The sequence below is a fragment of the Variovorax sp. Root473 genome, from assembly GCF_001426505.1.
Taxonomy (GTDB): Bacteria; Pseudomonadota; Gammaproteobacteria; order Burkholderiales; family Burkholderiaceae_C; genus Variovorax.
On sequence record NZ_LMEV01000012.1, the window covers coordinates 73,251 to 94,509 of the forward strand.

At 69.8% G+C, this 21,259-nt stretch carries 22 protein-coding genes; 15 read left to right on the forward strand and 7 right to left on the reverse strand.

Going from position 1 to position 21,259, the window contains the following annotated elements:
- The first annotated feature begins 44 nt into the window (after positions 1-44).
- The 3 genes from dcd to ASD34_RS05950 all read left to right on the forward strand — a co-directional run bounded on the left by dcd (position 45) and on the right by ASD34_RS05950 (position 3,207).
- Positions 45-611: a dCTP deaminase gene (gene dcd, locus ASD34_RS05940; protein ID WP_056574186.1), complete on the forward strand. Its 567-nt coding sequence runs from the start codon at positions 45-47 to the stop codon at positions 609-611.
- 111 nt (positions 612-722) lie between these two features.
- Positions 723-1,607, forward strand: coding sequence for a neutral zinc metallopeptidase (locus tag ASD34_RS05945; RefSeq protein ID WP_056574190.1), 885 nt, complete (start codon positions 723-725; stop codon positions 1,605-1,607).
- 130 nt (positions 1,608-1,737) lie between these two features.
- A complete protein-coding gene (locus tag ASD34_RS05950) occupies positions 1,738-3,207 on the forward strand; it encodes a DEAD/DEAH box helicase (RefSeq protein ID WP_056574193.1) in 1,470 nt (489 codons plus the stop codon).
- A gap of 73 nt (positions 3,208-3,280) precedes the next feature.
- Here ASD34_RS05950 and ASD34_RS05955 read toward each other — a convergent pair whose 3' ends face one another.
- The 5 genes from ASD34_RS05955 to ASD34_RS27470 are packed head-to-tail and all read right to left on the reverse strand — an operon-like array spanning position 3,281 to position 7,860.
- Positions 3,281-4,927, reverse strand: a complete 1,647-nt coding sequence (locus ASD34_RS05955; protein WP_056574197.1) for a rhodanese-related sulfurtransferase — start codon at positions 4,925-4,927, stop codon at positions 3,281-3,283.
- Positions 4,924-5,523, reverse strand: a complete 600-nt coding sequence (locus tag ASD34_RS05960) for a cysteine dioxygenase (protein WP_056574200.1) — start codon at positions 5,521-5,523, stop codon at positions 4,924-4,926. The genes ASD34_RS05955 and ASD34_RS05960 overlap by 4 nt, the downstream gene beginning before the upstream one ends.
- Positions 5,520-6,491, reverse strand: a complete 972-nt coding sequence (locus tag ASD34_RS05965) for an ABC transporter substrate-binding protein (RefSeq protein ID WP_056574203.1) — start codon at positions 6,489-6,491, stop codon at positions 5,520-5,522. Before ASD34_RS05965 ends, ASD34_RS05960 begins: the two co-directional genes overlap by 4 nt.
- The gene (locus ASD34_RS05970; RefSeq protein WP_056574206.1) at positions 6,488-7,720 is read right to left on the reverse strand and encodes an acyl-CoA dehydrogenase family protein; all 1,233 of its coding nucleotides are present in this window, start codon (positions 7,718-7,720) and stop codon (positions 6,488-6,490) included. The genes ASD34_RS05965 and ASD34_RS05970 overlap by 4 nt, the downstream gene beginning before the upstream one ends.
- Positions 7,717-7,860, reverse strand: a complete 144-nt coding sequence (locus tag ASD34_RS27470) for a hypothetical protein (protein WP_157609647.1) — start codon at positions 7,858-7,860, stop codon at positions 7,717-7,719. Before ASD34_RS27470 ends, ASD34_RS05970 begins: the two co-directional genes overlap by 4 nt.
- A gap of 82 nt (positions 7,861-7,942) precedes the next feature.
- Here ASD34_RS27470 and ASD34_RS05975 point away from each other — a divergent pair, with 82 nt between their 5' ends.
- From ASD34_RS05975 to ASD34_RS06005, 7 genes are all read left to right on the forward strand, one after another.
- Entirely contained in the window at positions 7,943-9,052 is a 1,110-nt protein-coding gene (locus ASD34_RS05975; RefSeq protein WP_056574210.1) for an LLM class flavin-dependent oxidoreductase, read from the forward strand.
- A gap of 3 nt (positions 9,053-9,055) precedes the next feature.
- The gene (locus tag ASD34_RS05980) at positions 9,056-9,880 is read left to right on the forward strand and encodes a class II aldolase/adducin family protein (RefSeq protein ID WP_056574214.1); all 825 of its coding nucleotides are present in this window, start codon (positions 9,056-9,058) and stop codon (positions 9,878-9,880) included.
- 35 nt (positions 9,881-9,915) lie between these two features.
- Complete coding sequence (locus tag ASD34_RS05985; protein ID WP_056574216.1) at positions 9,916-10,917, forward strand: ABC transporter substrate-binding protein; 1,002 nt, start codon at positions 9,916-9,918, stop codon at positions 10,915-10,917.
- Positions 10,914-11,978 (forward strand): ABC transporter permease, encoded by a 1,065-nt coding sequence (locus ASD34_RS05990; protein WP_056574220.1) that lies wholly within the window; start codon positions 10,914-10,916, stop codon positions 11,976-11,978. Before ASD34_RS05985 ends, ASD34_RS05990 begins: the two co-directional genes overlap by 4 nt.
- Positions 11,972-12,760, forward strand: coding sequence for an ABC transporter ATP-binding protein (locus ASD34_RS05995; protein ID WP_056574223.1), 789 nt, complete (start codon positions 11,972-11,974; stop codon positions 12,758-12,760). The genes ASD34_RS05990 and ASD34_RS05995 overlap by 7 nt, the downstream gene beginning before the upstream one ends.
- Before the next feature lie 109 nt (positions 12,761-12,869).
- Entirely contained in the window at positions 12,870-14,012 is a 1,143-nt protein-coding gene (locus ASD34_RS06000) for a c-type cytochrome (RefSeq protein WP_056574227.1), read from the forward strand.
- 33 nt (positions 14,013-14,045) lie between these two features.
- The gene (locus tag ASD34_RS06005) at positions 14,046-15,008 is read left to right on the forward strand and encodes an ABC transporter substrate-binding protein (protein WP_056574229.1); all 963 of its coding nucleotides are present in this window, start codon (positions 14,046-14,048) and stop codon (positions 15,006-15,008) included.
- On the opposite strand, the gene ASD34_RS06010 is transcribed toward ASD34_RS06005, so the two are convergent.
- Positions 15,005-16,039: an AraC family transcriptional regulator gene (locus ASD34_RS06010; protein WP_056574232.1), complete on the reverse strand. Its 1,035-nt coding sequence runs from the start codon at positions 16,037-16,039 to the stop codon at positions 15,005-15,007. The two genes, ASD34_RS06005 and ASD34_RS06010, sit on opposite strands and share 4 nt — an antisense overlap.
- Positions 16,040-16,264: 225 nt before the next feature.
- On the opposite strand from ASD34_RS06010, the gene ASD34_RS06015 reads away from it, so the two are divergent.
- Both ASD34_RS06015 and ASD34_RS27475 read left to right on the forward strand, forming a co-directional pair.
- Positions 16,265-16,768 carry a response regulator transcription factor gene (locus ASD34_RS06015; RefSeq protein ID WP_082548510.1) on the forward strand — a complete coding sequence of 168 codons (504 nt, stop codon included), beginning with the start codon at positions 16,265-16,267 and terminating at the stop codon, positions 16,766-16,768.
- A gap of 65 nt (positions 16,769-16,833) precedes the next feature.
- A complete protein-coding gene (locus ASD34_RS27475; RefSeq protein WP_056574238.1) occupies positions 16,834-17,073 on the forward strand; it encodes a hypothetical protein in 240 nt (79 codons plus the stop codon).
- Positions 17,074-17,094: 21 nt separating this feature from the next.
- On the opposite strand, the gene ASD34_RS06025 is transcribed toward ASD34_RS27475, so the two are convergent.
- Positions 17,095-17,946: a symmetrical bis(5'-nucleosyl)-tetraphosphatase gene (locus tag ASD34_RS06025; protein ID WP_056574241.1), complete on the reverse strand. Its 852-nt coding sequence runs from the start codon at positions 17,944-17,946 to the stop codon at positions 17,095-17,097.
- 23 nt (positions 17,947-17,969) lie between these two features.
- Between ASD34_RS06025 and ASD34_RS06030 the strand changes: the two genes are divergently transcribed.
- The 3 genes from ASD34_RS06030 to ASD34_RS06040 are packed head-to-tail and all read left to right on the forward strand — an operon-like array spanning position 17,970 to position 21,257.
- The gene (locus ASD34_RS06030; RefSeq protein WP_056574243.1) at positions 17,970-19,280 is read left to right on the forward strand and encodes a hemolysin family protein; all 1,311 of its coding nucleotides are present in this window, start codon (positions 17,970-17,972) and stop codon (positions 19,278-19,280) included.
- Positions 19,281-19,296: 16 nt separating this feature from the next.
- Positions 19,297-20,238 (forward strand): hypothetical protein, encoded by a 942-nt coding sequence (locus ASD34_RS06035; RefSeq protein ID WP_056574247.1) that lies wholly within the window; start codon positions 19,297-19,299, stop codon positions 20,236-20,238.
- A 47-nt stretch (positions 20,239-20,285) separates the two neighbouring features.
- Complete coding sequence (locus ASD34_RS06040) at positions 20,286-21,257, forward strand: hypothetical protein (RefSeq protein WP_056574250.1); 972 nt, start codon at positions 20,286-20,288, stop codon at positions 21,255-21,257.
- Positions 21,258-21,259: the final 2 nt, after the last annotated feature.

Genomic DNA, 21,259 nt, shown 5'->3' on the forward strand with positions numbered 1-21,259 from the left:
ACAATTCGCCCCCGATTCCCCCGCAGCAGCATCAGCGAGCGCATATGAGCATCAAGAGCGACAAATGGATCCGGCGCATGGCCGAAAACGAAGGAATGATCGAGCCCTTCGAACCGGGCCAGGTGCGCGAGGCCAACGGCCACAAGATCATCAGCTACGGCACCTCCAGCTACGGCTACGACATCCGGTGCGCGCCTGAATTCAAGGTCTTCACCAACATCCACAGCACCGTGGTCGACCCGAAGAACTTCGACGAGAAGAGCTTCGTCGACATGCACGGCGACTACTGCATCATCCCGCCCAACAGCTTCGCGCTGGCGCGCACCGTCGAGTACTTCCGCATCCCGCGCAACGTGCTCACCATCTGCCTGGGCAAGAGCACCTACGCGCGCTGCGGCATCATCGTCAACGTGACCCCGTTCGAGCCCGAGTGGGAAGGCTACGTGACGCTCGAATTCAGCAACACCACGCCGCTGCCCGCCAAGATCTACGCGGGCGAAGGCTGTGCGCAGGTGCTGTTCTTCGAGAGCGACGAAGTCTGCGAAACCAGCTACAAGGACCGCGGCGGCAAGTACCAGGGCCAGCGCGGCGTCACCCTGCCCAAGACCTGACAGCCTGATACAGGCATCCTGACCGCCGGTTACGTTCCGGGCGGCCGGGCCAAGTACCATCCTGCGACGTTCCGGCAAAACTCCGTTCAGCAAGCCGGCAAGGAGACTGCGATGAGATGGGAAGGCAACGAACAATCCGACAACGTCGAAGACCGCCGCGACGGCGGGGGTGGCGGCGGAGGCGGCGGCTTCATCGGTGGGCGCGGCATCGGCATCGGCACCATCGCGGTCGCGCTCATCGCGGGCTGGATCTTCGGCATCAACCCGCTGACCGTGCTGAGCCTGCTCAGCGGTGGCGGCGACCCGGTCCAGGTGCAGCAGCAGCAAGGCCCCGCGCCCAAGCCGCCGTCGAACGACCGCGAAGCGGCCTTCGTCTCGACCGTGCTGAAGAACACGGAAGTGGTCTGGACCGATCTCTTCCGCAAGAACGGCGGCACCTACCAGGCGCCCCGGCTCGTGCTGTTCCGCGGCGCCACGCCCACGGCCTGCGGCACCGGCCAATCGGCCATGGGGCCGTTCTACTGCCCGGGCGACAAGAAGGTCTACATCGACCTGGCGTTCTACGACACCCTGAAGAACCAGCTCGGCGCGCCGGGCGAGTTCGCGCAGGCCTACGTCATTGCGCACGAGGTCGGCCATCACGTGCAGGACGAGATCGGCATCACCGCCAAGGTCGACGGCATGCGCGGGCGCCTGAGCCAGGCGCAGAACAACGCCATCAGCGTGCGCGTCGAGTTGCAGGCCGACTGTTTCGCGGGCGTCTGGGCCCATCATTCGCAAGAGTCGAAGAAGTGGCTCGACCCGGGCGACATCGAGGCCGCCATGAACGCCGCGCAGAAGATCGGCGACGATGCTTTGCAGCGCTCCGCAGGCCGCGCCGTGGTGCCCGACAGCTTCACCCACGGCTCCAGTGCGCAGCGCCAGCGTTGGTTCGGCACGGGCTATCAGACGGGCGAAATGAAGTCCTGCGACACCTTCAACGCGCGCAATCTGTAAAGATTGTCTTCGGGGAGCCCCGGGTTCATTGGGGTTTTTGCTATTGAATAAATAGCAATTCGCGCTTTGCGGACGTTGTCGTTTCGTTGTCACTGCCGTTTTTTGCGGCAATGCGACAATAGAGGGCTCAATGACAATGTCCTTCTCCAATCTTTCGCTGGCAGAACCGCTGGCCCGCGCCGTGGCCGAAATGGGCTACGAGACCATGACGCCCATCCAGGCCGAGGCCATTCCGGTGGTGCTTTCAGGCCAGGACGTGATGGGTGCCGCGCAGACCGGCACCGGCAAGACGGCGGCGTTTTCGCTGCCCTTGCTGCAGCGCATGCTCAAGCACGAAAACGCCTCCACCTCGCCCGCGCGGCATCCGGTGCGTGCGCTGGTGCTGCTGCCCACGCGTGAACTGGCCGACCAGGTCGCGCAACAGGTCAAGCTGTACGCCAAGTACACCAACCTGCGCAGCACGGTCGTGTTCGGCGGCATCGACATGAAGCCGCAGACGCTGGAGCTGAAGAAGGGCGTCGAAGTGCTCGTGGCCACCCCGGGCCGTCTGCTCGATCACATCGAAGCCAAGAACGCGGTGCTCAACCAGGTCGAATACGTCGTGCTCGACGAGGCCGACCGCATGCTCGACATCGGCTTCCTGCCCGACCTGCAGCGCATCCTGAGCTACCTGCCCAAGCAGCGCACCACGCTGCTGTTCTCGGCCACGTTCTCGCCCGAGATCAAGCGGCTGGCCAGCAGCTACCTGCAGAACCCCGTCACCATCGAAGTGGCGCGGCCGAACGAAACGGCCTCCACCGTCGAACAGCACTTCTACAGCGTCTCCGACGACGACAAGCGCCGTGCGCTCAAGCAGATCGTCAAGCAGCGCGGCATCACGCAGGCCTTCGTGTTCGTCAACAGCAAGCTCGGCTGCGCGCGCCTCGCACGCTCGCTGGAGCGCGACGGTCTGCGTACCACCGCACTGCACGGCGACAAGAGCCAGGACGAACGCCTGAAGGCGCTCGCCTCGTTCAAGGCCGGCGAGGTCGACCTGCTGGTGTGCACCGACGTCGCGGCCCGCGGCCTGGACATCAAGGACGTGCCCGCGGTCTTCAACTTCGACGTTCCGTTCAACGCGGAAGACTACGTGCACCGCATCGGCCGCACCGGCCGTGCCGGCGCCTCGGGCCTGGCCGTGAGCTTCGCGAGCGGCGGCAACGATGCCCGCCTCGTGGCCGACATCGAGAAGCTGATCAAGAAGAAGATCGAGCTCGAACCCGTCGAGTTCGAAGAAGACCGCCCGCGCGGCCGCATCAACGACGGACGCCGCCACTGGCGTGAAGAAGGCGAAGCCGGGGATGCGCGCGACGTGCTCGACCAGCCGCGCGAACGCCGCGACGGTGATGCCCGCCGCAGCATGAGCGGTGGCGGCCGCCCGCACCGTGCACCGTCCGCGCCGCGCGATCCGTTCTTCGACAAGCCCTACGAGTCCGGCGAGCGCGAAGCCGCCCCGGCCTGGGAAGCGTCGGCCAAGGCTGCGCCTGCACGCGGCATCTCGAGCAACATCAAGAGCAAGCGCAAGGTCGCGGCACTGTTCAAGGCGGCCGAGCCGGGTTGAGCCGGGGCTGCGCGGCAGCGAGAGTCAAAAAAGCCGGGCATGCCCGGCTTTTTTTCGTCTGCGTTCTGCGCGCTCAGGCCACGCGAAAGTGATGCGTGCCGTCGCGCCCCAGCTGCGCCACCAGCCCGTACTCCCAGTCCAGGTAGGCCTGCATGGCCTCGGCGGGCGCGTCGGTGCCTTCGTAGGGCCGACGGTAGCGGTCGGTGCGGGCGGTGGCCAGGCGGGTCTCGCCGGTCTCGGCTGGCAGCCCGGCGGCGAACCAGGCGGTGTTGCCGCCCGTGAGTACCTGCACTTGCACGTCCTGCTGGCCGCGTGCGTCGAACAGGGCGCGCAGGTCCGCGGCGGCGTAGCGGGCGAGCAGGCTGCTGCCGCAGGTCAGCACGTAGCGCGGTGCGGCCGGGATCGCGTGGCTATCGATCGCCTGTGCCAGCTGCGCGCGGATCGCGTACCAGGCGCCGGGGATGTGGCGCTTCACGTAGTTGGCGCTCGTGGTCACGTCGATCACGGCGGTGGCGGGCTGCCGTTTCAACAACTCGGCCAGTGCCTCGGGTGTGAGCTCGGCGACCGTGGCTGCGACGGGCGGATAGGCCGACGTCGGCGTGCCAGTCTCGCTGAGTGCAGCGGCCGTTGGTACGGCATCGGGCACGTACACCTCCCAGCCCATCTGCGCGAGCCATGACGCGCTCATCGACGCGCGCACGCCGTCGTCGTCGGCCAGCACGATGCGTGCGCCGCGCACCGGCACCTGGTGGTCGGTTTCCTGCACGAGCTGCCCGCCGGGCGCGCTCGCGAAGCCGGGGATGTGGCCAGCGGTGTATTCCTCGGGCGTGCGCACGTCGAAGCGGTACACGGTGCGGCCCGGGGCTTCGAGCGTTGCCAGTGCGCCGAGGGCGATGCGGCGCACGCCCGCGGCGTCGGCCACGCGGCGCGCATCGGCCTGCGCCTGCGCGCGGTTCGCTTCCGATACCGCAGCCGGCGCCTGTCGGCCCGCGCCGTGGTCGAGCACCTGGCCTGCGAGCTTCCAGCCGATGGTGCCGTTGCGCAGCGCTGCCACCGGGTTCGGGATGCCTGCGTTCACGAGCGATTGCGTGCCGATGATGCTGCGCGTGCGGCCGGCGCAGTTCACGATCACGCGCGTGGCCGGATCGGGCGCGAGCTCGCGCACGCGCAGCACCAGCTCCGCGCCCGGCACGCTGGTGGCCGAGGGGATGCTCATGGTCTGGTATTCGTCGAAGCGGCGCGCGTCGAGCACGACCACGTCGGCGCGGCTGTCGATGAGCGCCTTCACCTCGGGCGCCGACAGCGACGGCGTGTGCCGCTCGTGCTCGACCAGTTCGCCGAAGGACTTGCTCGGCACGTTCACGTCGCGGAACAGCTCGCCGCCTGCCGCGCGCCAACCCTCAAGGCCGCCATCGAGCAGGTGCACGTTGGTGTAGCCGAGCGCGGCGAAGGTGCGTGCCGCCAGCGGGGCGAGATCGACGCCGTCGTGCGCGCCGTACAGCACGATGAAGGTGTCGCGCCGCGGAATGCGCCGCCACGCTTCGATCTCGATGCGCGACAGCGGCAGGTTGGCGGCCCACAGCGGGTGCTCCTGCGCAAACGGGTCTTCCTCGCGCACGTCGAGCAGCGCGGTCTCCTCGCGCGCGATCAGCCGTTCGCGCAGCGCGGCAAAGGGCAGCAGGGGAAAGGAAGCGATGGTGGCGGTCGAGGTCGTCGTCATGCGGCAGTGTTTCGGAGTTCGGCGGAGCGGTCCCACAGGTTGGGGAGCAGCGTGTTGGAGTAACCGGAGACGAAGGGCTTGCGCCCGCCTTCGGCCGGATAGGTGTGGCGGCGCACGGCGCCGATGTTGGCGCCGTACACGTGGATGCTGATCGACACGCGGTCGGCGTGCGCGTTGTGCACGCGGTGCAGGTCGCCCACGGTGGGCGACACGGCCTCGACATGGCCCCCATCGAGCCGCACCGCCTCGCCCCGGGGCCGCGCGGTGCCGTCGGCGTCGAGCGCGTAGGGCTGGCTGTACTCGGCGCCGCGCAGCATGCCGATGAGCCCCCACACCGTGTGGTCGTGGATCGGCGTGGCCTGGCCCGGTCCCCAGACGAAGCTCACGACCGAGAAGCGTTCGGTGCTGTCGGCATGCAGCAAAAACTGCTGGTAGTAGGTCGGGTCGGCCACGGCAAAGGCGTCAGGCAGCCAGTCGTCGCGCGCCACCAGCGTGCGCAGCAGCGCGCCGCCTTCGGAGAGGATGCGCGGCTCGTCGGGCAGGCTGTCGAGCAGCCGCCCGAAGGCGCCGACGAAATCGCGCAGCGGAGTAATCATGCGGGGCGTTTCCAGAGTTGGGTGTCGGTGATGGCGCGCACGTCCACGCGCACCGGAAGGATACCGTCACGCGCCGAGCGGTCAGCCACAGTTTGTAGTGCGGCGATGTCGGCCTCGCTCACCGGCCGCCCTGCCACCGAGGCACGCGCCGTGATGAGTCGCGCCGACGCGATCGGCAACCGCGTGAGCTGGCTGTACGCCTGCGCATAGGCCTCGGGGTTGGCCAGCGCCCAGTCGCCCGCGCGGGCGAGCCGCTCGAGGAACTGCACGATGGCCGCGCGCCGGGCCGGGTTGGCCAGCGAATGCTCGCTCGCGGTGATGAAGCCCAGCGCCGTGTTGATGCCGCGCCCGTCGCGCAGGATGCGCCCGCCCTGCTGCAGCGCGATGGCGTAGTAGGGGTCGAAGATGGCCCAGGCGTCGATCTGCTTCGAGGCGAACGCGGCGGCCGCGTCGGTGGGCAGCACGAACTTCACCGTGACCTCGTCGCGCCGCACGCCGGCCTCTTCGAGCGCGCCGTAGAGCTGGTACTGCGAGATGCTGCCGCGCGCCGACGACACGACCACCGTCTGGCCACGCAGCTCGCCCACGCGGCGCAGCGGCGAGTCGGGCTGCACCACGATGCCCAGCGACTCGGCCTTGCCCACGCGCGTGGCGACGATCTTCAGCGGCGTCTTGCCGACGGCCGCCGCGAGCACGGGCAGGTCGCCGGCCATCGCGGTGTCGACGGCGGCGCTGCGCTGCGCCTCGAACAGCGGCGCGGCGCCCTGGAAGTTGGCCCAGCGGTAGGCAAAGGGCGCGTCGTCGAGGGCCTTGGAGGCCTCGAACAGCGAGCGCAGGCCGCCGGCCTGGTCGCCGAGCACCAGCGTGGCCTGGGATTGCGCCACCGCGCGCAGCGGGCCGGCCACGGCCAGCGACAGCGCGGTGCCTTGCGCGAGCCAGGTGCGGCGAGAAATTGGCAGCGCGCTCATGCTGCAGCTCCTGAAGCCTGCAGCGCACGCTGCCCCGCCGCGACCAGGATCGCGTCGTTCTGCGGCGTGTGGATGCGGCTGCACAGCACGTCGCGGTAATGGCGTTCGAGCGGGTTCTGTCGCGTGAGGCCGTGGTTGCCGCTCAGCTGCAGCGCCAGCTCGACCACGCGGATGGCGTGCGTGGTCACGGTGTGCTTGAGCAGGCCGCTGTCGGTGGCGGGCGGCGTGTGGCCGCTGTCGACCGCGGAGGCGGCCTCGTCGAGCAGCACGCGGTTGGTGCGCAGCAGCGCCTCGATTTCGCCCACCTGCTCCTGCACGCGCGGCAGGCTGGCCAGCGGCGCGCCCAGGCTGCCGGGCGCGCGCCGGTTCAGGAAGTCGACCAGCCAGTCGCGCGCGGCGCGCGCCACGGCGTCGTAGAGGCTGCCCAGCAGCACGACCATCCAGGCCTGCTGCGCCGCATGGGCGTCGATGTCGGTCTGGCTGCCGGCGCCGGGCGCCCAGTCGGCCGGCGCGCGCAGGTCGACGGCGTGGTCGGCGGCAATGGCGACGTCTTCGAACACCACCTCGTGGCTGCCCGAGGCGCGCAGGCCCAGGTGGTCCCAGCTCGCGATCACGCGGATGCCGGGCGCGTCGCGCGGCACCAGGAACACGCCGGTGCGCGGCGCGGCCTCGTCGGTGCGCGCCCAGACCGCGAGCCACGACAGGCCTTCGATGCCGGTCGTGTAGAGCTTGTGACCGTCGATGCGCCAGCCTGCGGGCGTGCGCCGCGCCAGGGTGCCGGGCAGGCCGCCGCGCGCCGGCGAGCCCAGCGCGGGCTCCACGCGCAGCGCGTTGATGAGCGCGCCGTGCGTCACCGCATCGCGCGCCACGCGCTCGCGCAGGTGCGCGGGCCAGCGGCTCTCGCGGCGTGCGAGCGCCTGGTGCTGCAGGTAGGTCATGGTGAGGATCAGCGCCGTGGCGGGCTCGCCGCGCGCGATTGCCGCGATCACGCGGCGTGCCGTGGCCAGCGTGGCGCCGCTGCCGCCGTACGTGGCAGGTGCAACGAGGCCGATCAGGCCCTGTGCCTGCAGCGCCTCGAAGTTCTGCCGCGGAAAGGCGCCGCTGCGGTCGTGATCGGCCGCCGTGGATGCGAACTGGGCCGACAGGCGGGCCAGCACGGCGGGATCGACGGAGGACGGGGTGTCTGTTTCGGGAACGGCCGGCGCGCGGCGCAAGGGGAGTGCACTCATGGTGCCTGCACGGTAAAGGTCCACTGCCAGCGCGCGAAGGATGCATCGCGCATATCCAAATTCGTTTTTCTGCGTTCGTTTTCGGGGCAGGCCTCGGTACGGTCTGGCTCTTCCTGAACGCAGAAGAAGAAAGCACGCATCGCACGACCTCGGGCCCCGCTGTGCCCCAGCGCCGATTGACCGCGCCGCCTCCATCTGCACGAACCCACGAGGACACCCTCCATGAGCCAGAACGACGTTGAATTCATCGGCATGATCCAGGGCCAGAAGGTCTCGGAGATCCACCCCGCCCAGGGCCCGGCCCTCGACCGCGACTATGTGCGTGCCTTCGCCCAGGCGCACGAGAACGCCGGCTTCGACCGCGTGCTGGTGCCGCACCATTCCACCAGCCCCGATGCCACGCTCACCGTGGCCCATGCGGCCTCGGTGACCGAGCGCATCCACTTCATGCTCGCGCACCGCCCGGGCTTCGTGGCGCCCACGCTCGCGGCGCGGCAGTTCGCGTCGCTCGACCAGTTCAGCGGCGGCCGGCTCGGCGTGCACTACATCTCGGGCGGCTCCGACGAGGAACAGAAGCGCGACGGCGACTGGCTCGACCACGACCAGCGCTACGCCCGCACCGACGAATACCTCGAGGTGCTGCACAAGGTGTGGACCAGCGAGAAGCCCTTCGACCACGAAGGTGCGCACTACCGCTTCCAGAACGCCTTTTCCGAAGTGAAACCGGTGCAGACGCGAAACGGCAAACCACACGTGCCCGTGTACTTCGGCGGTGCGTCGGAGGCCGCCATTCCCGTCGCGGGCAAGTACGCCGACGTGTACGCGCTGTGGGGCGAGTCGCTCGACCAGGCGCGCGAACTCACGACGCGCGTGCGTGCGGAAGCTGCGAAGCACGGGCGCAGCGTGCGTTTCTCGGTCTCGTTCCGGCCGATCCTGGCGCAGACCGAAGACGCCGCATGGGCGCGCGCCGAGAACATCCTGGCCGAGACCAAACGCCTGCGCGTGGTGCAGGGCTACAACCGCGGCGGCCCGCAGCAGAGCGAGGGCGCCAAGCGCCTGCTGGCTGCGGCCGAGAAGGGCTCGCGGCTCGACAAGCGGCTGTGGACAGCGGTCGCGCAGGAGATCGGCGGGCGCTCGAACAGCACCGCGCTGGTCGGCACGCCCGAACAGGTCGCCGATGCGCTGCTCGACTACCACGACCTGGGCGTGACGACCTTCCTGATCCGCGGCTTCGATCCGCTCGAAGACGCGACGGACTACGGCCGCGTGCTGATTCCGCGCACGCGCGAACTCGTCGCACAGCGCCTGCAGTCGCAACGCAAGGCGGCCTGAGCCATGAGTGCCGTTCTTTCCATCGACCGCCACGCACCCCAGCCGCTGCAGCTCAACCCGAACCCGCAGCAGAAGCACTGGTTCGACCCCATCCCGCCGCGTCCCAGCGTGCAGGCCGAGCGCCGCCACCGGCAGGAACGCCTCGCCGGCGCCTTCCGCCTGTTCGCACGCTTCGGCTTTGCGCAGGGACTGGCCGGCCACATCACGGCGCGCGACCCGGAACTGACCGATCATTTCTGGGTCAACCCGCTGGGCGTGCATTTCTCGCGCATCAAGGTGTCCGACCTGCTGCTCGTCAACGCGAAGGGCGAGACGGCCATCGGCGACCGGCCGCTCAACAAGGCCGCCTTCGCGATCCATGCGGCGATCCACGAGCACAACCCGAACATCGTGGCCGCGGCCCACACGCACTCGACCTACGGCAAGGCCTGGTCCACGCTGGGCCGCCAACTCGACACGCTCACGCAGGACAGCTGCGTGTTCCACGACGACGTGGCGCTGTTCGACGACTTCACCGGCATGGTGGTCGACACCAGCGAGGGCGAGCGCATCGCCCGCGCGCTGGGCGACAGGAAGGGCGCGATCCTCAAGAACCACGGCATCCTGACGGCCGGCCCCACGGTGGAGGCCGCCGCGTGGTGGTACATCGCGCTGGACAACGCCTGCCACACGCAATTGCTGGCCGAGGCGGCAGGCACGCCGCAGCCGATCGACGAGGCCACCGCGCGCCACACGCACGGCCAGATCGGCGGGCCCGAAGGCGCCATCCATTCCTTCGACAGCCTGTACGAAGGCCTGGTCGAGGCCGAACCCGAACTCCTGCTTTGACGACGATGACGACGAACCCCCGGAGCCTTTCCCCGATGAACGCATCCCTTTCCCGCCGCAGCGTGCTGCGCACCGGCACTGCCGCCGCCGTGGTCGCCTCGGGCAGCCTCATGGCCTCGCAGGCCTTCTCGCAGCAGGCGCGCAAGCTCACCTTCGCCTGGAACGCGGCGGCCTTCTGCCTCTCGCCCGTGGTGGTGGCGCAGGAGCGCGGCTACTTCGAGCGCAACGGCCTGCAGGTGGACCTCATCAACTACACGGGCTCCACCGACCAGTTGCTGGAGTCGCTCGCCACCGCCAAGGCCGACGCGGCCGTGGGCATGATCCACCGCTGGCTCAAGCCGCTCGAATCGGGCTTCGACGTGAAGATCGTCGGCAGCTCGCACGGTGGCTGCGTGCGCCTCGTGGGCGCCAAGGCTGCGGGCGCCACCAGCCTGGCGAGCCTCAAGGGCAAGATCATCGGCGTGTCGGACATCGCCAGCCCGGGCAAGAACTTCTTCTCGATCCTGCTGGCCAAGAACGGCATCGACGCCGACCGCGACGTGACCTGGCGCCAGTACCCGGCCGACCTGCTCGACATCGCGGTGAAGAAGGGCGAGATCCACGCCATCGCCGATGGCGACCCGAACGTGTACCTCATCGAGAAACGCAACCAGGGCACCTTCGTCGAGCTCGCGAGCAACCTTTCGGGCGAGTACAAGGACAAGGTCTGCTGCATCGTCGGCGCGCGCGGCGAGCTGGTGCGCAAGGACAAGGCCACGGTCGCCTCGCTGGTGCGCGCCATCGCGCAGGCCTCCGACTTCGTGGCCGAGAACCCGAACGAGTCGGCCAAGCTCTTCGCCAAGTATTCGCCGAAGGTGCCGGTCGAAGACCTGCGTGCACTGCTGGGCACGCTCACGCACAACCACCATCCGCTGGGCAAGAACCTGCGCAACGAGGTGGAGTTCTACGCGCGCGATTTCCGCAGCGTCGGCGTGCTCAAGAAGACCACCGACCCGGTGCGATTCGCCGAGCATGTGTCTTTCGATCCGTTGGCATGAGCGCCGTCATTGATCAGGTGCTGGAAGCACCGCAAGCGCCGGGGCAATGGCGCCGCCCCGGCATCGAGAAGGCCGCGCCGGCCGCCGTGTTCGCGCGCCCCGCCGAAGGCTTCGGGCGCACCGGCGCGCTCGCGAGCGCGGGCTGGATCGCGCTGGGCCTGCTCACTGTCTACTGGCCCAACAAGGCCGTGGGCTTCAGCGACTGGGCCTACACCGACGAGTTCGGCATCGCCGCCATCGCCATCGGTGCGGCGCTGCTGCTCGTGGCGCTGCTCGGCGCACGTGCGGGCCGCGTCGCACGCACGCTGCGGCCGGCCGGGCCGTGGCTGGTCGCGCTGCCGGTGCTGTTCGCCCTCTGGGAAATCGCGACGGCCAAGCTCGCGTTGCTGCCCACGCCGTTCTTCGCGCCGCCGCAGAGCCTCGTTGAAACCTACATCGACGACTGGCGCCGCCTCGGCGAAAGCCTGGCGCACTCGGCGCGGCTGCTCGCCCACGGCTTCGTGCTGGGCGCGCTGGCGGGCTTTCTCACGGGCGTGACCATCGGCTGGTCGCGCATCGCGGGCTACTGGGTGCATCCGGTGCTGCGCTTCGTGGGGCCGGTGCCGGCCTCGGCGCTGCTGCCGCTGGCGTTCTTCTTCTTTCCGTCGAGCTATGCGGCGGCCGTGTTCCTCATCGCGCTGGCCACGGGCTTTCCGGTCGCGGTGCTGACGTGGTCGGGCGTGGCGGGCGTCAACCGCAACTACTACGACGTGGCGCGCACCATGGGCGCGAGCGAGCGCTTCCTGGTGCTTCGCGTGGCCGTTCCCGCCGCGCTGCCGCAGGTGTTCGTGGGCCTGTTCATGGGGCTGGGCGCCGCGTTCTCGGTGCTGGTGACGGCCGAGATGATGGGCGTGAAGGCCGGGTTGGGCTTCTACCTCTCGTGGGCGCAGGGCTGGGCCTCGTACTCGAACATGTACGCGGCGCTGATCGTGATGGCGCTGCTGTGCTCGGGCCTGATCACGCTGCTGTTCAAGGTGCGCGACCGCGTGCTGTCGTGGCAGAAGGGGACCGTGAAATGGTAGCCACCGTTGAAGCCAACGTGCGCCAGGCCGGCGCGCAGATCGACATCCATGGCGTGAGCCACTGGTTCGACGTGCCGGCGGGTCCGCTGCAGGTGCTCGACGACATCGACCTCACGGTGAAGCCCGGCGAGTTCGTCGCGCTGCTCGGGCCGAGCGGCTGCGGCAAGTCGACGCTGCTGCGCCTCGTGGCCGGGCTGGAGCCCGCCACGGCCGGGCGCATCACGCAGGACGGCGCACCCATCACGCGGCCCGACCCGTCGCGCATCGTCGTGTTTCAAGACCCGACGCTCTACCCCTGGCGCAGCGTGTGGGACAACGTGGCGCTCGGCCTGCAGGCGCGCGGCGTGCTCAAGGCGCAGCGCGGGCGCGTCGACGAGGCGCTGAAGCTCGTCGGCCTCACCGACTTCGCCAAAGCCTTTCCGCACCAGCTCTCGGGCGGCATGGCGCAGCGCGTGGCGCTGGCGCGCGCGCTGGTCAACGACCCGCAACTGCTGGTGCTCGACGAGCCGCTGGGCAAGCTCGACTCGCTCACGCGCATCGCGATGCAGAGCGAGCTGGTCAACCTGTGGCAGCGCGCGGGCTTCTCGGCGCTGCTGGTGACGCACGACGTGGAAGAAGCGCTGTTCCTTGCCAACCGCGTGATCGTGCTGAGCGACCGGCCCGCGCGCATTGCGGCGGAACTCGTGGTCGACCTGCCGTACCCGCGGCATCGCGGCGATGCGCGGCTGGCGGAACTCCGTCACGAAGCGCTGCGCCACCTGGGGCTCGACGCCACCTGGTAGATGTAGCTCGCCCCCAGGCTGCGCGCACTTCGTGTCGCGTCGCCAACCCCCTACCGGGGGCGGGCCGGCCGCTTCGGGCGGCTGTGCGCGGCGGCCCCCTTGAACAGATATGAACGCTCTGGCGGAAGCCGACTGGCTCAATTTCCTGATCGACCTGCTCCAGGGCGCCCAACTGCAGTTGCTGCGCGTGCTCGATGCGCTCGGCCTCGTGCAAAGGGTGCACGGCCAGCCGGCGTGGCCGTGGGCGCACCGGCTGTCGGGCGAGAACCTGCTGATCGACCTGGGGCAGGCGCGCAGCCTCGCGTGGACGCTGGTGTGCATCGGCGTTGCTTTGCTGCTGCTGTTGATCGCGTTGCTCTGGCGGCGCCCGCGCTGGTACCTGCTCGCGCTGGTGCCGATGCTGCTGATCGCCGCGCCCTGGCCCCACGCGAACGTCGTGCTGGTGCCGGCGACGCCGACGAGTTTGCAGGTGTCGCCGACCGGCTTCACGGCCGCCTCCATCGCGCAGGGGCGCGCGCTCTACGCGCAGCACTGCGTGAACTGCCACGGCACCGACGGCAAGGGCGAAGGGCCGCTGGCCGCGTCGCTGGCCGTGTGGCCGCCGAACCTCACGGGCCCGCTGCTGTGGCGCCGCGCCGATGGCGACCTGCTCTGGCGCGTGCTTCACGGCACCGCCGCCATGCCCGGATTTGAGGGCCCGCTCGACGCGGCCGACGCCTGGGCACTCATCGACTACATGAAGGCGCAGGGCGCGGGCCAGAGCCTGCGTGCGCTGGGCCACTGGCCGCAACCCGTCGGCCTGCCCGACATGGCGGTGCGCTGCGGCGCGCAGGCGCCCCGCTCGCTCGCGCAGTGGCGCGGGCAGCGTGTGCGCGTCGTGGCAGGCGCCGTTGCGCCGAGCGAAGACCCGCGCCTGGTGACGGTGCAGCTGCTGCCGCCCGGGGCGAAGGCGGCGGGCGTCACCGCCGATTGCGTGGCCGATTCACCGGCCGCGTGGGAGGCGCTGGCGCTCATCGCGGGCACCGACCAGCTCGCGGGCATGCAGCTCATCGCCGACCGCGACGGCTGGCTGCGCGTGCGCGGCCTGCCGGGGCAAGCGGGCTGGTCCGACGACGACCTGCTGTGCCGCAGCGACAGCCCGTCGGCCGCCTTGGCGAAAGGCGCCGTGCAGCCACCCGATGGCCTGGGCGCGCTCATCGCCCGCATGGACGCCGAGCCGGTGCGCTTCGTCAAGGGCGGCTTCATCCACTGATTTCCTTTTCATTGCTTCACCGGAGAACACACCATGACCTCGCACCTCGACCGATCGCGCCGCCAGCTGCTTGCCGGCGGCCTTGCCGCTGCCACGACCGCCACCTTGCCTGCCTTCGTCCGCGCCCAGGGCCGCCCGGTGCTCAAGGCCGGCGACCAGAAGGGCGGGCTGCGCGCGCTGCTCGAAGCGGCGGGCGGGCTCGAAGGCCTGGGCTATGCCATCCAGTGGTCGGAGTTCCCGGCCGCCGCGCCGCTGGCCGAGGCGCTGAACGCGGGTGCGGTCGATTCGGGCCCGATCGGCGATGCGCCGCTGATCTTCGCGCTCGCGGCCGGCACGCGCGTCAAGGCCATCGGCGCGAACCGCTCGGACGCGTACGGCACGGCGGTGCTGGTGCGGCCCGATTCGCCACTCAAGAACGCGGCCGAGCTCAAGGGCAGGAGCATCGCCACCAACCGCGGCTCCATCGGCCACTACGTCACGCTCAAGGCGATCACGGCGGCGGGCCTGAAGCCCGAGGACGTGAACCTGCGCTTCCTCGCACCGGCCGACGCCAAGCTCGCGCTCACGCAGGGCTCGGTCGATGCCTGGGCCACCTGGGAGCCCTACACCGCACTCGCCGAGGTCAGCCGCCATGCGCGCGTGCTGGTGAGCGGACGCGGCCTGCTGCCGGGCTTGAGCTACCTCGCGGCGACCGATGCGGCCATCGCCGCCAAGCGGCCGGTGCTGCAGGACTTTTTGCAGCGCGTGGTAAAGGCGCAGCGCTGGTCGTACCGCAACGTCGATGCGTTCTCGGCCACGCTCGCCCGCATCATCGGCATCCCGCCCGAGGCGGCGAAGCTGCAGTTCGAGCGCCGCCAGCAGCAGTGGATTCCCATCGACGCGCAAGTCATCGCCGACCAGCAGGGCACGGCCGATTTCTATCGGCAGGTGGGGCTCATCAAGCAGCCGCTCGACGTGAAGGGCACGTTCGACACCGGCTTCGGCGCCATTGCCTAGAAGCGTCGTTCGAGCGCCTGCACGCGGAAATCCTGCGGCGCGATGCCGTAGGTGCGACGGAAGGCGCGGCTGAAGTCCGAGGCGCTGCCAAAACCCGCGCCGTAGGCGATGTCGGTCACCATCACGTGCGGGTAGCGCACGAGGTCGCTCGCCGCCTGGCGCAATCGCAGGCTGCGGATGTAGCTGCCCAGCCCACCCTCGTGCTGGAACATGCGGTACAGCGTGGGGCGCGGCAGTTGCAGCGCGGCCAGCACGCTCTCGGGCGTGAGGTCGGTGTGGTGCAGGTGGGTCTGCACATGGCGGCGCACCTTGTCGAACATGGCGGCGCGTGCCGCGGCGCGCGCGTTGCCTTCGAAGCCGGCCTGCGTGCCGAAAGCCGACACCACCAGTTGCGCGCCGGTGCGCACCGAACTCTGGGCCGCCGCCGGCGTCATGCCGCCGATGTGGTGCGCCAACGAGATCGCGTGCCCCGCCGCCAGCCGCGCCAGCGGCGTGGTGCAGGCGAGCCTGCGGCCGTGCAGGGCCTCGGGGTCGGGGAAGGTCTCCTGCACCAGCGCGCCGGGCACGAAGAAGGTGTGAACCCGGCAGTCGCTGCGCCGCAGGCGCACCGGCTGGTTCATGTCCAGCGCGAGGATGGTGGCCGTGCCCGCAGGCGCCGGCGGCGGCTCGCCCTTGCGCAGGGCGCGCGGCGCGGCGCGCACCCGCACGTCGTCCATGCGGCCGTGCTCGAACACATGGAATGCGAAGTCGCGCACGCTGTCGGTCGACACGCGCGCCAGCGAGCGCTCCATCACCAGCGCGTCGGCGCGGCAATCGGTGAAGACGAGGCCGCCCACGTCGTAGCGGTCGATCGCGGCATGGAACGGGCGCTGGAGCGCATCGGACGACGGCAGCGCGTCCATCACATGGCCGACGCGCGCGCGCCAGGCCAGGAACTGCCGGTCGGGCGGCTCCGTGAACACATCGAAGTGACTGTGCGCCACGCCCGGGGAGAGGGGGCGTTCGGGGATCGTGGCGGCGGGCTGTGTCATGGACGGGGTTGAAGCGGCGCCGGGGGGAAGAGCCGCTCTCGCCAAATAGTACTAACTAGTCGTTAAAAAGTTCACACATTTTGCAAAATTCTCCCAAGAACTGAGACGCACGGTCAAGCCGGTTTTTGCATCGCCCTCAGGCTTGCGACAGGGCCTCCCGCTGGATTGCGTCGGAGTGCCCGGTTCTTTTTCCCCTGAGCGTTGACCGACCGAGCGAGCATTGACATGTCCAAAGGAAGCGCCGAACTGCGTGCCATGTCGGCACTGGACGACGGGCCGACCCTGAGCCCAGGGGTGGCCGCGAACGCCGCCGCGCGGCTCTTTGCACAAGCCAACCAGTTGCAACTGGCCAACCTGATGGCGGCGGTCGAGCGCGGCGACGTGTGGGCGGCCGCGCGCACGGCGCGCCAGATCGTGTGCGACATCGAGGAAGCGCACGGGCTCGACAAGGCGCACGAAGAAGCCTGCGATGAGGGCCTGCTCTCGCCGCGCGAACTCAAGGTACTGGAACTCGTGGCCCAGGGCTGGAGCAACCGTCGCGTGGCCGAGGCGCTGCACCGCTCCGACAGCACGGTCGCCAGCCAGATCAAGAGCATCTATCGCAAGCTGTCGGTCCATTCGCGCACGCAAGCCGTGCACGAGGCGACACGGCGCGGGCTGCTGCGTCCGTCGGGCGCGACGCAGCCGCGGGTGATCAGGTTTCCGGCTCCTGCGCCTGCGCGCAACTGAGCCATAGGAAGCCAACCGGCGGCGATGCCGGGCTCGCGGATCTCGGCCGCCACAAGGTCGCCGCGTTGCAGCCGGTCGCGCACGGTGATCTCGCCTGTGATGCCCTGGCCACCGTCCTGCAGCACGAAGTTGGCGATGCCTCGAAGCGGTTGCTGGCCGGCACGGATGTGCTGCAGATGCCGTTTGCGACCATTCCGCTGGTGAACGCCGACATCAACCAGCACGCAGCGAACGAGAACCTGCCCATGGGCAACGACGTGACCGGCGTGCAGACGGTTTACGCGCTGATGACGCACGGGTTCTGAGCCCGCACGAGCCTTTGTCGTTCAAGCCCCTTTGCCGGGCTTCTGCGCCTGCTCGCAGGTCACCTGGATCAGCTCGCGCTGGTCCAGCGTCGCGCCGAAGCGCACCGCACTGAGGCAGCCGCCCCACACGCAGCCCGTGTCGGTCGACAGCAGGTCGGGCCGCGACAGCCAGCCCAGCGTCGACCAGTGGCCGAACGCGACGGTGGCCGCGGCGCTCTTGCGGCCCGGCACGTCGAACCACGGCAGGAAGCCCTCGGGGCCGGGAATCGCGCCGTCCTTGCTCTCGAACTCCATCACGCCTTCGGGCGTGCAGTAGCGCAGGCGCGTCAGCGCATTGACGATCACGCGCAGCCGCGCATGGCCCGTGAGCGCGTCGTCCCAGTGGTCGGGCGTGTTGCCGTACATCTCGTGCAGGAAGTCGCCCAGTGCGGGGCCGCGCAGCACCGATTCGACCTCTGATGCCAATGCGAGCGTCTCGCCCACCGTCCACTGCGGCAGCACGCCGGCGTGCACCATCAGCAGGTCGCCACCGCCGACCTGCCTGTGCAGCGCCATGTGCTGCTGGCGCAGCCAGTCGAGCATCGCCTCGCTGTCGGGAGCGGCCAGCAGCCCGGCCACCGTGTCCTTGCGGCCCGGCTTGCGCACGCCGTGCGCCACGCCCAGCAGGTGCAGGTCGTGGTTGCCCAAGAGGCTCAGCGCCGCCGCGCCGTAGCCCTGCAGGCGGCGCAGCACCGCCGCCGAATCGGGGCCCCGGTTGACCAGGTCGCCGAGCACCACGAGCGTGTCGCGGCTGGGAGAAAAATCGATCTTGTCGAGCAGCCGGCCCAGGGGGGCATCGCAGCCCTGGACGTCGCCGATACAGTAAAGTGACATTCCCTCATTCTCCCCCTCTGTTCATGGATGTCTTCCTGCTGGCCTTGCTGACCACCCTCAATGCGGTGTTCGCAATGTCCGAAATGGCCCTTTCCACCAGCCGCCGCGCACGCCTCGCGGCCTTGGCCGAAACGGGGGACACCGGCGCCGAGGCGGCGCTGAAGTTGATGGAATCGCCCACGCAGTTCCTGTCGACCGTGCAGATCGGCATCACCTCCATCGGCATGCTCAGCGGCATCGTCGGCGAGGCCGCCTTCGCAGGTCCGCTCGCGGTGTGGATGGAAAGCGTCGGCATGGGCGCCGCCACCGCCAGCATCGTGTCGACCGCGCTGGTCGTGACCTGCATCACCTTCTTCACCATCATCTTCGGCGAGCTGGTGCCCAAGCGCATTGGCCAGCTGTACCCCGAGCCGGTGGCGCGCTTCGTGGCGCGCCCCATGCGCGGGCTGGCCAAGGGCGCCAAGCCTTTCGTTTGGCTGCTGGCCGGCGCCACCGCCGCCACGCTGAAGCTGTTGCGCATCGACGCCAACGCCGCGCGCTCGGTCACTGAAGAAGAAATTTCGGCCAGCCTCGAAGAGGGCGTGGACGCCGGCGTCATCGAGCAGCACGAGCATCAGATGGTGCGCAACGTGTTCCACCTGGACGACCGGCGCCTGTCGTCGCTCATGATCCCGCGCGCCGACATCGAATGGCTCGACGCGTCGAACACCGTGGCGCAGGCGCTGCAGAAGGTGGCGGACGCGGCGACGCTGAACCTCGTGCACTCGTGGTACCCCGTGTGCCGCAACTCGCTGGACGACGTGGTCGGCGTGATCAGCGTGGCACACCTGTTGCGCCTGGGTTCTGCGCACCACGGCGTGCTGGGCCAGGAGGCCACGCCCGCCGTGTTCGTGCCCGAGACGCTCACCGGCATGGAGCTGCTCGAACAGTTCCGCACGCGCGCCGGCCGACTCGTGTTCGTGGTCGACGAGTACGGCGTGGTACAGGGCCTCATGACGCCGCGCGACCTGCTCGAAGCCATCACCGGCGAGCTGCAGCCCGGCATGCAGGCCGACGCCTGGGCCCACCAGCGCGCCGACGACGTGTGGGAGCTCGACGGGCTCATGCCCGTGTCGGAGCTGCGCGCGCGCCTGGGCATCCGCGAGCTGCCCGATGAAGAGCGCGGCCGCTACAACACCGTGGCTGGCCTGCTGATGTCCGTGTCGGGCCACCTGCCTGCCGTGGGCGAGCGCATCGAGTGCGCCGGCTGGTGCTTCGAGATCGTGGCGCTCGAAGGGCGCCGCATCGACCGCGTGCTGGCTTCGCCGGACACGTCCGCGCCGCAAGAGAACTGAAGAGGAGGGCGCGGCCATGCTGTCGCTGCTTGCACTGAGTTGCCCCCAATGCTCGGCTCCGCTGCCGCGCGCGGCGCGCTGGCGCACCGTCACCTGCGGCTACTGCGGCACCACCATCACGCGCGGCACCGAAACCGTCGAGCGCGAGAGCTTTCGCGCCGCCTGGCGACGCGCCAATGCGGCGCGGCTGTCGGACACCGGTCGCCTCCTGCAATGGCGCGGCGCGCACTACCGCGTGCTCGCCCCGCTGGGCCACGGCGAGCACAGCGAGGTGCTGCTCGCCGAACGGCTCGGAGCACTACCCGAGCGCGTGACGATCAAGCTCGCGCGCGACGCGGCCGGCGGCGCCGTGCTGGCGCGCGAGGCCGCCGTGCTGCAGTCATTGCAGGCGTTGTCGGTGCCCGGCGCGGCCTACTTCACGCGGCGGCTGCCGCAGCCGCTGGGCCTGGGTGTGGCTCAGGGTCTTGGCGACGGCGAGCGGCAGGCGCTCGTGCTGCGCCACCCGACCGGTTTCTGGGGCAGCCTGCAGGAGGTGCAGCAGGCCAACCCGCAGGGCATCGATGCGCGCCATGCCGTCTGGCTCTGGCGGCGCATGCTCGAGGTGCTGGCCTTTGTTCACGGCGCCGGCTGGACGCACCGCGCGCTCGCGCCCACGCACTCACTCGTGCATCCGCGCGACCACGGCGTGCTGCTCATCGGCTGGTCGCAGGCCAGGCAGGACGTGTCGGGCGGCGCCATCGGGCGCGACCTGATGGCGTCGGCCCGCAGCGTGCGCGCGCTGCTGTCCGACAGCGCCACCTCCGCGCCGCTGGTCGCCTTGCTGCGCGAATGCAGCGACGACGCCATCGCCTGCGAACGCCTGGGCGCGCAGGGCATCGAGCAGGCACTGTCGGCCGCTTCGCGCGAGGCCTTCGGGCCGCCGCGCTTCGTTCATTTCGACCCCGCGCCGGTTCGGTAGCGGCCCGTCAGCCTTTCACTTTTTTTCCTGCACGAAGGAGCACGTCCATGGGTTACGGAAATTACTCGCATGCCGCCCACGCGGCCATCGTGGCCGACCGCGCCACCAAGTCCGGCAGCGAGGTCTTCACGCAGACCGCCACCCACCCGCTCATGAACCCGCAGGGGCTCAAGGTGCGCGAGTCGCGCGACAACGCCGACCACCCGAACTCGCTGGGCATCGCGTTCGCGCTCGACGTCACCGGCTCGATGGGCGACATCCCGCAGACGCTCGCACGCCGCGAACTGCCCACCTTCATGAAGCTCTTGACCGACTGCGGCGTGGCCGATCCCCAGCTGCTGTTCATGGCCATCGGCGACGCCACTTCCGACCAGGCGCCGCTGCAGGTGGGCCAGTTCGAATCGACCGCCAATCTCATGGACCAGTGGCTCACCTGGAGCTACCTCGAAGGCGGCGGCGGGGGAAGCGGCGAAGAGAGCTACGAGCTCGCCTTCTACGTCATGGCGCAGCACACCGACATGGACTGCTGGGTGAAGCGCAAGAAGCGCGGCTACCTGTTCGTCACCGGCGACGAGCTGCCGTACCCGGCCGTGTCGCGCCACCAGGTCGAAGGCCTCATCGGCGAGAAGCTCGACGAGGACATTCCCATCGAAGAAGTCATCGCCGCCGCGGCCGAGACCACGCACCTGTTCTTCCTGATTCCCGACGCACAACGCCGTCGCCGCTGCGAGCCGCGCTGGCGCGAGCTGCTCGGCGACCATGTGATCTGCATGGACTCGCCCGACGACGCCTGCGCGGTCGCCGCCGGCATCGTCGCGCTCACCGAGAAGGCGGTGCCCAGCCTCGACGCGCTGGCCGGTGTGATGGCGGCCACCGGCATGGCCAAGGAACGCGTCGGCGGCGTGCTCCACGCGCTGGACGGCTACGCCGCGCTGCTCGATCCGACCGCACCGCGCCGCGCCGTGCCCGTCGCGGGCGACGGCGCGCGCAGTTCGTGGTGGAAGCGGCTTTTCGGCTGATG